Raw genomic sequence first — 13,964 nt, 5'->3', positions numbered from 1 at the left:
GTAGTACCTTAAAAGCCCTGGCTAACACAGTCAGGGCTTTTATCATTTTTGAACCGTTGCTGTATTCAAGTCGTTATTTCGGATGTTTCTGCAACTCAGTACCTGCCCGCTCCTGCGCGGTTATGATGGCCGACTCCTTGCTCTAGGGATTTAGCAGACTGTAATCATGGCTCATGTCGTTCTAACGGGTAAGTGGCAGATACCACACCCGCACTTGGATTTGGCGTACCGTTTTATTGTGCTCTAACTCGCACGCCGGCAAAAACAATCACCATTGCTGATACCAGCAATAATCCACTGCCAGCAAACACGCCGCTTGCCCCGTTAAGATCAAATATCAGCCCGCCCCCTGCGGCACCAGCCCCGATAGCAAACTGGATCGATGCCACCAGTAAGCCACCCGCGCTTTCAGCTTCGTCCGGTACGGTGGTCGCAAGCCAGGTTGACCAGCCCACGGGAACCAGACCAAACGCAAATCCCCACATCGCCACCAGCAGGCCGTCCAGTATTGCCAGATGTCCAAAGGCGACCATGGTCAGCGCCAGAACGCCCATCACAAAGGGCACTAGCGCCAGCGTCAGGTGTAAGTTTCGTGCCAATAGATAACCGGCAATCGAGGTGCCGACAAAATTGGCGAGACCAAAGCCAAGTAAAATCAAGGAAATGCTTTCGACGCTTGCCTGACCGACGGTTTCCAGAAACGGTCGTAGGTAGGTAAAGAAGGCGAAATGCCCGCTAAAGATCAGCACGGTTGCCAGCAATCCACCGATCATGCCCGGACGGCGCAGCACGCGAAACAGGGTTCCCAGGCTGCCACTGCTTTCCGGTTTCATTGATGGTAACACCCACATCTGCCAAAACAGCGCCACAATGCTCGGCAGAATGCAGAGGATAAAGACGTTTCGCCAGCCAATCAAACTCCCCAGGTAACTGCCAAGCGGCGCGGCAACGACGGTAGCAATCGAGACGCAGGAGAAGATAACCGCTAGCGCTTTAGGCACTTTATCCTCAGGTACAAGGCGCATCGCTGTGGCGGTGGACATGGCCCAGAATCCACCAATGGCAACCCCTAGTAGTAAGCGCCCCACTAGCAACACGTTCAGAGTAGGGGCAAATGCCACTAGCAGGCTGGAGATAATTTGCAGCACTGAGAAAAACATTAATACCCAACGACGATCGATACTTTTGGTCGCGGGCGTGATGAGCAACCCGGTTACCAGCGCGACCAGAGCCGTTGCGGTCACCGCCTGGCCCGCCATTCCCTCTGTGATGCCTAAACTTGCTGCCATCGGCGTTAATAAACTAGCCGGTAAAAACTCAGCCGTAATTAGACCAAATACCCCCAGCCCCAGTGAATAGACGGCTCTCCAGGCGGGCTTGGTGGGCGTAATGGCCTCACTTGCCGCGATGCATGAATTCATCTGTTGCTCTCCCGTTAGAAAAATGTGACAACCGTCACAAAGAATAGAGCGTTCCGTATGGACGATCTATGGCATATAATCTTCACTTATTGATTATTCGTCCGGAGTTGCTGCTATGACCGCTCAGTCACCCGATTTGATCAGCGAGCTTTTGCGTGGGATGCGTCTTTCCGGGGTGACATATCGCCGAATTGAGACCCATGCCCCATTTGGTGTGGCGTTCCACTATGTGCCCGGCAAAGCGCAGTTTCACTTTGTCAGTCAGGGGACGGCGCTGTTGCGCATGGAGAGTGGCGCGACGTTTGTGCTAAAAAGCGGTGATGCGCTGTTTATCCCCAACGGGAATTCGCATGCGCTGCTCTCTGATGAAAAGGTTGACGCCACGCCGGTGTCTGCGTTTCCCTGCGAATCGATTTGCAATTCGGTCTCTGCGATTGACTGCCAACCCTGCCCGGATAACGAGAACACAGTGATCTTCAGCGGATGCATGGATTTTGAACTAGGCGGAATGCAGCCGCTGATCAAAGCGATGCCGGAAGTCATGATGGTGAGCCGCCTGATGTCGACCTGGCCGGAAATTCATCCCCTTCTTGCGGCTATGGAACGTGAATCGATGGCACGTCAGGTGGGCTTTGCGGGCATTCTGGCGCGGCTGGCGGATGTGGTCGCGGCGCTCATCGTGCGAGGGTGGGTTGAAGCAGGGTGCGGTAAAGCGACGGGTTGGGTGCAGGTACTGCGCGATCCGCGACTGAGCCGGGCGATTTACGCGATGCATCAGAATCCGGGCGTTAACTGGAGCGTGGCGGAACTGGCAAAAGAGGCAGGCACCTCCCGTTCCGTTTTTGCCGAACGCTTTCTCTCAGCAACGGGCACCACACCTGTAAAATATCTCAGCGAGCTGCGCATGCGTCTGGCTGTCCAGTACATCCGTCATGAGCATCAGCCGATTGAAACCGTGGCGTTACGTCTGGGTTACGGATCGCTGGCGGCGTTCAGCCGGGCATTTAAACGCATTGTGGGTCATGCACCGGGAATGCTGCGGGAAACCAGTCAGACTTCTGAGGAGGTTTGATGGGTAATGTACAGGGTATGTGAACCCGAATAATAAGCAGTTCCGGCTCATTTGTGATGAGGCTGTCCGTAAAGCACTCACTGAGGCAAAACCGCGCTATGGTGCGCCACGCCTTGCTGATGAGCTGCCGGTATCGGAAAACCTGCGAAAGCAGAACTTCAGCGCCAGCGGCTCGAATACTCAGCCATCGACAACCATGATTAGTCGGTAACGTTTAGCTGCTAGAATTGCTCAAAAAAATCTACAGTGAACTACTCCTGAAACCGACGATCGGCAGAGCTTGATTAACTATTCCAGTGCCGTTGAGCGCATTCCATTGTCAGCTTGTCCTGGCACAGAGAAGATTGCGATCATTACGGCACGACTATTAACACGTTTACGATGCGCACTCAGCGAGCGATGATTTTTGTGTTCCAGAATAAGAGCAGAGATTTTTTCCCAGAGTTTATGACTGAGCTACCAATTACTGCCTGTAATATCCCTCATCAGACATAATCATTATTTATTAATGATTATGTCTGATGAAGGATTGGTTATTAGTCATTCAATGACTGTTTGCAGTCGTGAGTTTCTCATGATGAGAAACGCTTGAGCCGAGTTTCGGAGCGGTTGCATTGACTAATACCATTGCGGGACTACACGACACTCAGATATAGCGAAGGCGTTCATGTACCTGCTGAAGCAGTTGGATGCTCTGAACTTGTTGTATTAACGGCTGGGCAGAGATAGACAATAATATCGCGGAGAACGCCCTGCGCCGGAAAAACTAATTGCTCGCTGGTTTAGACGAAGGTGATGAGCATACCGCTGTTCTGTACTCACTGATTGGTAACTGTAGTCTTAACGGCGTGGATCTTACCTCCGTCTTGGCTTTAATACGGTCTGTATGTGACGCCTACATTAATTATAAATCGAACTATTATTATTTCTCATTATTTATTATTTTGCTATTTTAAAATTATTTCTTAATGATCGGTTGACATTTTTTGTTTTCACTTTAACGCTATGGCTGTATTTCTATTCCTATATCTATCATGATTAATTTCACTTATACTTTGCTAAAATCACTATGTTATGAATCTTTTAGGTAGTGGATGGATAGTAAAGTCAACGTTTTCATGATGTGGAAGAATGGCAGTTAAATAAGGGAAGTGTTAGTTGAAATATTAATATACTAACCATATTCAATAAGTATTAACATGCTAATTATATTCAAAGCGATAAATATTAATCTCTGATTAAATACGCCAAACAGGGAGGGAATCCTATGTCTGATAAAAAGGCACTTTTGTGTAATCTGCAACCAGTGGGTAATAGGGAAAATGCGCAATGCGACCTTATTTTCCCCTTATCTTCCGCGCAGCGGGGGATGTGGTTCGCCCAACACCTAAACCACAGCGCTAAACCCCAGGTATTCAAAGCCGCTGAATATCTTGAAATCCTTAGCCCTCTGGATACGGCGATATTTGAAAAAGCGGCCAGAATTGTCGTTGAAGAAGCACCGTCTCTGCGGATGACCTTGCATAATACGCCAGAAGGCCCCTGCCAGCGTCTCGATCTGCCGTCCGACTGGACTTTCCCGCTGCTTGATTTTAGTCAAGAATCTGATTCCACAGCGGCGGCAGAGCGATGGATGCGAAACGATCAAAATACTCCCTTTAATCTGTCGCGCGGTCCGCTTTTCTCATTCGCCCTTCTTCAATTGGCACCCGAACGATTTTTTTTCTACCACAGTTATCATCACGCTATTCTTGATGGGTATGGTGCGGCTTTGCTCGTACGGCGTATGGCTGAAGTCTATTCCGATCTTCTGGCAGGCAATCATCCCCGTGGCGATTCTTTTGCCTCCCTGACGGACGTGCTGGACGCCAATAACGCGTATGAAGCATCAACGCGCTATGAGCAGGACCGTCAATACTGGATGAAACAGCTTATCGACCAACCAGCTCCGGTAAGTTTGGCGCAGAGGCAAGCGACGTGTTCCGATATTGTCCGTCGGCAGCAATACTTACCGCAACACAGCCATCTTCAATTGCGGGATATTGCCAGCCGGCATGGCGTGGCCTTACCACAGTTACTGATTAGCCTGATAGCCATTTATCTTAAGAGAATAACGAGCCAGGACGATCTGTTGCTGGGGCTGCCGATGACGGCACGCTCCGGTAGCAATTTTCGCCGCTTTCCGGGTATGGTCAGCAATGTGTTGCCGCTGCGTCTGCGGCTGTCGGACGACGACGGTATCGCAGAGTGCCTTAGTCAGACGAAAAGCGTGTTATATGGTGCCGGGAGGCACCAGCGCTATCGTGGCGAATCCATTAGCGCCGATCTGGGCTTGATCGCTCAGGGCAGTCCGCTGTACTCCACCTCGATCAACATCATTCCTTTCCAGTACGACGACATACGTTTTGGCGATGCGGGAGTCGCCGTGCACAATTTGGCGCTTGGCCCGTCGGATGATCTTATGATCACGGTACTCGATCGTGGCACAACCCATGGCCTGGAGCTGTGCCTGACGGGCAACGCCTCCCTGTACGATGAAGATGATTTAGCATGTCACCTTCGCCGCCTGATGTACTTTTTCGCGATCGCCGAAGATAATCTGCCTAGAAAAGTGGGCGATTACGAACTGCTATCGCCTCAAGAGCGTGACACGCTCATGCAGTGGGGTGCCGCGCAGAGCACCTATCCGTCAACGCATTGTATCCATGAACAATTTGAAGCGCAGGCGCAGGCGCGGCCGGATGCCACGGCGGTGGTTTGTCAGGCGCAGTCGCTGCGCTACGGCGAACTGAACGCCCGCGCCAATCAGCTTGCGCACTGGCTGATCGAGCTAGGCATACGCCCGGACAGCCGTGTGGCGATCGCGCTTGAACGCAGCTGCGAGTTGCCCGTCGCCATTCTGGCGACGTTGAAGGCCGGCGGCGGCTACGTGCCGCTGGATCCCAGCTATCCGCAGGAGCGGTTGCAGTACATGCTGGAAGACAGCGAACCGGCGGTGTTGATCACCACACGGGCGCTCCTGCCGCAACTGGGCGAACTGCCTCAGGGGCTTGGCCTGATTGTGCTGGATGCGGAATCGCGGCCCTGGGAGCAGTGCCCTTCGGCGAATATCAGCCCGGCGCGGCTGGGGCTGGCGGCGAACCATCTGGCCTATATTATCTATACCTCCGGCTCTACCGGCCGACCCAAAGGGGTGATGGTGGAGCACCGCAACGTAACGCGCCTGCTGGCGGCAACGCAGGAAACATTCCGGTTCGACGAACAGGACGTCTGGACGCTGTTTCACTCCTATGCCTTTGACTTCTCCGTATGGGAAATCTGGGGAGCGCTGCTGCACGGCGGGCGTCTGGTGGTGGTGCCGCAACTGACCGCGCGCTCGCCGCAGGCACTTTACCGTCTGGTGTGCGAAGAAGGCGTGACGGTGCTTAACCAGACGCCGAGCGTGTTCCGTCAGCTTACGGCGGCGCAGGCGGAAAGCGGGGAAAGGCATGCCCTGCGCTGGGTTATTTTCGGCGGCGAGGCGCTGGATGTGGCGGCGTTAGCGCCCTGGTATCGGCAGAACGTCGGTTGCCGCACGCAGTTGGTCAACATGTACGGTATTACCGAAACCACGGTGCACGTTACCCGTGCTCTGCTGGATGAACGCGACGCGGAGCGGAGCGGGGAAAGCCCGGTGGGACGCCAACTGGCAGACCTGCGGTTATATATTCTGGATGCGAGCGGGATGCCGGCGCCGATAGGGGTGGCGGGAGAGCTGTACGTTGGCGGAGCCGGGGTTGCGCGGGGTTATCTCAACCGGCCTGACCTGACCGCCGAGCGTTTCCTTGACGACCCCTTCGCTGGAGAAGGAGAACGGATGTACCGTACGGGCGATCTGGGGCGCTGGTGCGCTGACGGTACGATTGATTATCTGGGGCGCAATGATTCTCAGGTGAAGATCCGCGGCTTTCGTATCGAACTGGGCGAAATAGCGTCCGTGCTACAGGCTTGTGATGACATCAAGCAGGCGATCGTGATGGCGCGCGGTGCGGCGCAGGATAAGCGGCTGGTGGCGTACTGCGTTCCTCAGGAGGATGAGGGCTGCATTGATATCGAAGCACTTAAAGAACACCTTAGCGAGCGGTTGCCGGCATATATGGTGCCGGCGGCCTATGTCGTGCTGGCGCAGATTCCGCTGACACCGAACGGCAAGGTGGACAGTAAAGCGTTGCCGGAGCCGGGGGAAGAGGCCTTTTCTCGGCAGGCTTATACGGCTCCACAGGGGCGTGAAGAGGTCGTGCTTGCCGGGATCTGGCAGGAATTATTGGCATTGGAGACGGTGGGCCGGCAGGACGATTTCTTCGCGCTCGGCGGTCATTCACTGCTGGCGGTACAGCTCATTTCGCGCATTCGCAGTGAGTTAAACCGTGAGCTGCCGCTGGCGGAACTGTTTGCCCGTCCGGCTCTCAAGGATATGGCGGCCTCGCTCGGCACGGCCGGGAAGGGCGCGTTGTCGGCCATTGAACCGCTGGCGGCGGGCGAGATGCCGCCGCTGTCGCTGGCTCAGCAGCGGCTGTGGTTCCTGGCGCAGATGGACGAAGCAGCCGGTGCCGCCTATGTGATAGCGGGCGGGTTCCGGTTGTGCGGAAAACTGGACGTCGCGGCGCTGCGTCAGGCGCTGGATCGGATCGTGGCGCGTCATGCGGCGCTGCGCACCCATATCGACAGCCGGGAGGGCGCGCCGGTGCAGGTAGTGGAGCCGGCCGATCGCGGTTTTCCGCTGCGGCTGTGCGATGCCACGGGCGTCGGAACGCCTGCGCCGTTTGCGCCGGTGTTCGATCTGACACGCGGCCCGCTGGCGCAGGGCGAACTGGTGCGGATAAGCGATGACGAGCACTGGCTGCGGCTGGCGCTGCACCATGTTATCGCCGACGGCTGGTCCGTCGGGGTGTTGATGCGGGAGCTGGGGACGCTGTATCAGGCGTTCAGCGCGGGCGATCCCGATCCGCTGCCGCCGCTGGAGATTCAGTACGGTGACTATGCGGCCTGGCAGCACCGGCATGTGCAGGCTGAGGTGTTGCAGGCGCAACAGCGCTACTGGGTCGAACAGTTGCGCGGTATTCCGGCGTGCCTGACGCTGCCGACGGACCGGCCGCGGCCCCCGGTGCAACGCTATGCCGGGGCGCAGATTGAGGCGAGGCTGGACAGGGAACTGACCGACAGACTGAAGACGCTGAGCCGGCGTCACGGCTGCACGCTGTTCATGACGCTGCTGGCCGGCTGGTCACTGCTGATGAGCCGGCTGTCCGGGCAGGATGAGGTGGTGATCGGCACGCCGGTGGCCGGGCGCGGGCGGCGCGAGATCGAATCGCTGATTGGGATGTTCGTCAATACCCAGGCGCTGCGGGTGGATCTGTCGGCGTCGCCGGATACCGGTGCGCTGCTGGCGCAGGTGAAGACGGCGTCGCTGGAGGCGCAGAGCCACGCGGATATTCCGTTCGAGCAGGTGGTGGAGGCGGTTGCGCCAGCCCGCAGCCTGTCGTACAGCCCGCTCTTTCAGGTTATGTTTACGCTGCAAAATATGCCGGATAGCACCGCTGAACTGGGCGGCGTGACGCTATCGTCGCTGTCTGTTGAGACGACGACCTCCCAATGTGACCTGAGCCTGGAGCTTTATGAACGTGAAGGACAGATTGGAGGACGATTGCAATATGCCACTGCGCTGTTCGATGAAGACACGGTACGGCGTTATCTGGGGTACTGGCAGGCGCTGCTGCGCGGCATGGCGGATAATGCTGACCAGCCGATACGGTCACTGCCGATGCTGCCGGAGGCGGAGCGACGGCAGGTGCTGATTGACTTTAACCAGACGAGCGCCGACTACCCATCCACTGCCTGTATTCATTCGCTGTTTGAGGCGCAGGCGAAGGCGAATCCTGACGCTCTGGCGCTGATAGACGGTGACCGACGGCTGAGCTATGGCGAACTGAACCGACAGGCCGACAGGCTGGCGCGCTGGCTGGCTGAGCGCGGGGTGCGGCGGGAAAGCCGGGTGGCGATTGCACTGGAGCGTGGTGTGGATCTGATTGTGGCGATCCTGTCCACCCTCAAAGCGGGCGGCACCTATGTGCCGCTGGATCCGAGCTATCCGCAGGAACGCCTGCATTTTATCGTGGCGGACAGCACGCCGCAGGTATTAATCACCAATACGCCGTCACATGCCGCTTTCAGCATCCTGCCAGCGGAGCTGATCGTGCTAGACGTCGATATAGTGCGCCCTTGGGATGACGCCGATTCTGACGCGGACGAGATGCCGACGTCGGCTGCGGTAAACGCATCGACGCTGGCCTACATTATGTACACTTCCGGTTCAACCGGGCGGCCTAAAGGCGTCATGGTGCAGCACGGCAGTGTGGTGAAGCTGGCGCTCAACAACGGCTACGCCGATTTCCGGGCTGACGATCGTATCGCCTGTCTGGCTAACCCCGCATTTGACGCCAGTACCATGGAGCTGTGGGGTGCGCTGTTGAACGGCGGCAGTATAGCGATCTTCAGCCGCGACACGGTGCTGGACGCCAGGCTTTTCGGCGCACAGTTGCGCGAGCAGCGGGTCAGCATGCTCTTTATGACCACCGCCCTGTTTAATCAGTATGCGCACGCGTTGCAGGATTATCTGCCCAGCCTACGTTATCTGCTGGTGGGTGGCGAGTCGCTGGATCTTGGCTTTATCCGCCATACGCTACGCCACGGCGCGCCGCAGAACTTCATGCACGTCTACGGGCCGACGGAGACGACGACCTTCGCTACGGCCTATCGGATGAACGAGACCGATCCCGACAGCCCCTGCATGCCGATTGGACGGCCGATAGCCAATACTGCTGTCTACCTGCTGGACGAGTATAAGCAGCCGGTGCCGATCGGCGTGACGGGCGAGGTTTATATCGGCGGTAGCGGCGTGGCCCGCGGTTATCTGAACCTGCCTGAACAAACGGCGGAACGTTTCCTGAGCGATCCATTTGCGGTCGAGGTGGGGGCGCGGATGTACCGAACTGGGGATCTGGCGCGCTGGCGGGTCGACGGGACGCTGGAGTTTCAGGGGCGTAACGACTTTCAGGTGAAAATCCGCGGGTTCCGTATCGAGCTGGGGGAGATAGAGTCGGCCTTGCAGGCGTGCAATGGGGTGACGCAGGCGGTCGTGGCGGCGCGAAACAGCGGGGCCGACAAACAGTTGGTTGCCTATTACACCGCCGGCGACGGCGCGGAAATTAGCGCCGGGGAGTTGAAAGCGCAGCTTGGCGCACGGTTGCCAGCGTATATGGTGCCGGCGGCTTATGTGAAACTGGAGACGATCCCGCTGACTGTGAACGGCAAGGTGGATCACAAGGCGCTGCCCACGCCGGATGAGTACGCTCTGGCGCGCGGCGATTATGAAGCGCCGCAGGGGCGTGAGGAGCAGATTCTGGCGGTTATCTGGCAGAATCTGCTGGGCGTTGAGCAGGTGAGTCGACACGATGACTTCTTTGCGTTGGGCGGCCATTCGCTGCTGGCGGTACGTTTTATCAATGAGGCTCGCAAACAGGGTGTTGAGCTGACGCTATCATCGCTGTTTGCTGCACCACAACTGCGACTACTGGCTGAGAAAATACAACGCGGCGACGCTCAGAATGTTCACGAGCGGGCGGTAGCGTTCCGCGCCTCCGGTTCTCAGCGTCCGCTGTTTATCGTGCCAGAAGCCAGCGCTGAAATGCTCTACGGTCCGCTGCTGGCCTCCTGTATTGACAGTGATATCCCTGTCTATGGGCTGATGGGACCGGATCGCAACCTGCCGACATTCAAAACACTGGAAGGCGCGGCGGCACGCTATGTAGGGATAATCCGCTCGACCCAGCCGCAAGGGCCTTATAGGCTGCTTGGTTGGTCGTTCGGTGGTACGTTGGCTTACGAGATTGCTGCGCAACTGTTGGGACAGGATCAGCAAATCGAATTTCTGGGCATGCTGGATACCCGCTTGCCAGAGCGAGGCGATGGACACATCGTGCCGATGGATGAACTGTTCGCGCTGAGCGATGATGAAGCGATGATTGACTTCCTTATCCGAGGCGATATTGAGGCAATCGTGGGAGCGGATTGCCTTGAGCGTGCGGGTAGACCGGTGAGCTGGCAGGAACACTATCAACTGGGGCAAAAGATGGGGATGTTGCCGGCAGGTTGGTCGCCGGACTACTACCAAAACTGGATACGTCACCGTCTGGATTTGTTGCGGGTAAAATATCATGTCCCCACGCTGCCAGTGAATCTCGATCTGTTTATCGCGCGAGATGAGCCGAACGACGGCGGCCAGTATCTTGGTTGGGATCGGGTGCTCCCTCGCGAGGCGATCCGTCTCTTTTCGCTGCACGGAGAACACCGGATGCTGGTGTCAGAGCCCTATGTCCGTGAAACGGGTAAAATGGTTTCTGAAGCGATTCAGGCTCGCAGTCAAGGGCGTATCGCTGTGCCAGACGCGCGCGACGACGGACATGAGCCGATAGTGCCCTTACAGACAGGCGAACGCAATAGCCCAACCTTACTGTGTGTTCATGGCGCTGGAGACAATGTCTTCGCCTTTATTGATCTGGTGAAATCGGTGGCGAGTGACTGGACGATACTTGGGTTGCAGGCCCGCGGTCTGTGGGGGGATGACGTACCCCACTCCAGCGTGGAGACCGCTGCCGAGCACTACTTTCAGGCGCTTCGCCGCCAGACGCTCTCTGGTCCGCTATATCTGCTGGGGCACTCGTTTGGCGGTTGGGTGGCGCTCGAGCTGGCGACGAAACTGGAGGCGGAAGGGATTGCCGTCGAGTCGCTGGTACTGGCGGATTCGGACGCTCCAACGGGCGATGCGCGGGAGTATACCGACCTACAGGCGCTGACTGAACTGGTTGAACTGTTTGAGATGCAAGGGTACCGGTTAGGCCTGGATGCCGCTTCTCTCGGCGGGATGACGCACTCCCAGCGGCTTGTCGCGCTGCACCGTAGCCTGATGGCACAAGGGCTGATGCCGGAAAATACCCGCTTAAGCGTGGTGGAAGGCATTTTCCGGGTATTCTCGGCGAATATTCGCACCCGATATGCTCCAGCCAGGCTACCGGCGGTTACGCCTTATCTGATACAGGCTTGCGACGCAGATAACGAGCAACTGGAGGGATGGCAAACGCTGTTTCCTCAATTGCGGTATGCGCGCAGCGAAGGCAATCATACCCAACTGCTGAAATCGCCCTGCTCCGCATTGCTGGTTGAGGCACTGTTGCAGAAATAGGTTAGGAGGATAACAACCCAGCCCGCGTGCAATTTGATATTGGCGCGGGCGGTGGGTTTGCTGATGAAACGGGTTGATAACGGTAAGATTGACGCTGCTAACGATCTCTGCGCCAGCCCTTGCACCACAGGTATCAGAAATAATCATTATTTATTAATGATTATTTCTTTTGGGATAGGTTATTAGTCAGTCAATGACTGTTTGCAGTCGTGAGTTTCTCTTCATGAGAAATGCTTGAGCCGAGTTTCGGAGCGGTTGCATTGACCAGTACCGCTGCATTGCCGAATATACCTCCGTTTAATAACTCTTGGTGCGCATAAGGTATTTCATCAAAATGAAAGACTTTGTTCATGGTGGGGATGATCTTTCTTTGATTAACAAGATTAAGAAACTCATTACATTCACGGATATTGGCATAGTGAGAACCTTGTATTCTTTTTTGATGCATCCATAAATGGCGCACGTCAAAGTCACAATTATAACCAGAGGTCCCCCCCACTGTGACTACCATACCTGAGTGATCGCAGATTTGTAGTGATGTAGGGAAAGTATCTTGTCCTGAGTGCTCAATGACCAGCTTGGGCAGTTCTTTTTTTCCTAAGGCCTTAAAGAAGTCGCGTCTGAAATTGGCGAATGCTCTGGACCATGACGTATGTTCATCGGAAGTCACATCGGGAAGCCGGCCGAAATGTGAGTATTTTTTCCTGACGATATATCCTACGGCTCCCAGTTTGCGAACATATTCTCCTTTCTCTTCACTTGACACAACCGCGACGGGGAGCCCGCCGAGGGCTTTCACAATTTGTACCGATAATGAACCCAATCCTCCAGCTGCTCCCCATATGAGAACAGCATCGCCGGGTTTGACGTTATTTGGTGCCCAATGAGTGAGTTGCTTGTAGGCTGTGGGTCCATTGAGCATCAGGGTTGCGCTCTCTTCCCAGGTCAGAAAGTCAGGTTTGGGAAAGCACTGGTAGTCTTCAACGATTGTGAATTCTGCAAATGATCCGTAATTCCTTTCATAACCGTAAATTTCTTGACTGCGGGTAAACATCGGATCGTTCGAAAGGCGTGATTCAAGCGAGGTAGCGTCATATACCGAGCAGGAAACCACCACGGCATCACCGATGCTGACGTTACTAACATTATGACCAACAGAATAAACAATACCTGCCGCTTCTGAACCACCAATATGAAACGGCTCAGCATCTTTATTTCTTTTACGTCGCGCTGAGATAACATCGACGGGTTTTCCTAATGCGGCCCAGACATTATTATAATTCAGTCCTGCCGCCATCACTTTAATAAGAACCTGATTAGGTAATAATTTCGGAATGCTGACGATTTCCTGCTGAATGGCAGTAATAGGATCGCCATAACGCTCTGGACGAATCAGATAAGCTTTCATCTCTTGAGGAACGGAATAATTTGTCGTCATGTTGAACTCCTTGTCGCAACGAATATATCTATCAATCTGTTTTTATATCAGATCGCGTTGGTGGCATTACTCATCCGTGAAACGCCATGACTGGCGTTCCACTAACACGTATATACCCGTCATACTTCAAGCTGCTTGTGCGTTGTCTGCCCTTACTCACCCCAGTCACTTACTTGTGTAAGCTTCTGGGGACTCGCTCGGTTGCCGCCTTCACGCAACTCGAATTATTTAGGGTATAAATAAAATCGTTCTGCTACGCTTTAATAAGTGATTTTCATGGTATTACCTCAGTCGCTTTACTCTTGAGTACAATGCCGGTTCCTGTTGCGCAAATACCGCCTCTTGCGCTGATTAGCGTGGCAGAAATAAAAGCGACATTATTGTTTTTATTATCGACGTGCGCCTCGACTCGACATGGTTTTTTACGTATCACACGTAAAATTTTGACAGAAAGTTCAACCACGCCAGCGGGTTCACGACCCAAAGCGTTAAATCCACATAGGCCTATTGCTGACTCCAGCGCTGCGCTGATAACAGCACCGTTAATACCGAGAGAGGTGAGTACCCCAAAGCCTCCTTGATGGCAGGGGTTGTCGTCATTTATTTCCATAACAATGGCATCGTCCTTTATTTCAATAATGTTAAATCCCAAGGCCTTAAATAAAGCAGAATTATTGAAAAGAGAAGCCAGGTCATTTTCAGTCATAACCATTCTCCTGCATCACGATTCTCGTGATAGCTGATTTTTTCACCACG

The 13,964-nt window shown here is 55.0% G+C and carries 5 protein-coding genes and 2 pseudogenes; 4 read left to right on the top strand and 3 right to left on the bottom strand.

The genetic code is table 11. The features are described from left to right. Positions 1–233: 233 nt before the first annotated feature. On the bottom strand, positions 234–1,421 hold the full coding sequence (locus tag KP22_RS08365; protein ID WP_039323686.1) for an MFS transporter: 1,188 nt from the start codon (positions 1,419–1,421) through the stop codon (positions 234–236). Positions 1,422–1,536: 115 nt separating this feature from the next. On the opposite strand from KP22_RS08365, the gene KP22_RS08360 reads away from it, so the two are divergent. From KP22_RS08360 to KP22_RS08350, 4 genes and pseudogenes are all read left to right on the top strand, one after another. Beyond that, positions 1,537–2,493, top strand: coding sequence for an AraC family transcriptional regulator (locus KP22_RS08360; RefSeq protein WP_039303837.1), 957 nt, complete (start codon positions 1,537–1,539; stop codon positions 2,491–2,493). 34 nt (positions 2,494–2,527) lie between these two features. Further along, positions 2,528–2,671 (top strand): annotated as a pseudogene (locus KP22_RS08355) (IS3 family transposase); the annotation flags it as partial. A 459-nt stretch (positions 2,672–3,130) separates the two neighbouring features. Continuing rightward, positions 3,131–3,347, top strand: a pseudogene (locus KP22_RS22380) (IS66 family transposase); the annotation flags it as partial. 413 nt (positions 3,348–3,760) lie between these two features. Beyond that, positions 3,761–11,770, top strand: coding sequence for a non-ribosomal peptide synthetase (locus KP22_RS08350; RefSeq protein WP_052012497.1), 8,010 nt, complete (start codon positions 3,761–3,763; stop codon positions 11,768–11,770). Positions 11,771–11,960: 190 nt separating this feature from the next. On the opposite strand, the gene ccrA is transcribed toward KP22_RS08350, so the two are convergent. Together ccrA and KP22_RS08340 are read right to left on the bottom strand one after the other, a co-directional pair. Continuing rightward, positions 11,961–13,208 (bottom strand): crotonyl-CoA carboxylase/reductase, encoded by a 1,248-nt coding sequence (gene ccrA, locus KP22_RS08345; RefSeq protein ID WP_039308608.1) that lies wholly within the window; start codon positions 13,206–13,208, stop codon positions 11,961–11,963. A gap of 274 nt (positions 13,209–13,482) precedes the next feature. Further along, positions 13,483–13,914, bottom strand: a complete 432-nt coding sequence (locus KP22_RS08340; protein ID WP_039308611.1) for a PaaI family thioesterase — start codon at positions 13,912–13,914, stop codon at positions 13,483–13,485. Positions 13,915–13,964: the final 50 nt, after the last annotated feature.

Source organism: Pectobacterium betavasculorum, from assembly GCF_000749845.1.
In the GTDB taxonomy this organism is placed as follows: Bacteria; Pseudomonadota; Gammaproteobacteria; order Enterobacterales; family Enterobacteriaceae; genus Pectobacterium; species Pectobacterium betavasculorum.
This window is presented reverse-complemented; position numbering and strand designations above follow the sequence as displayed.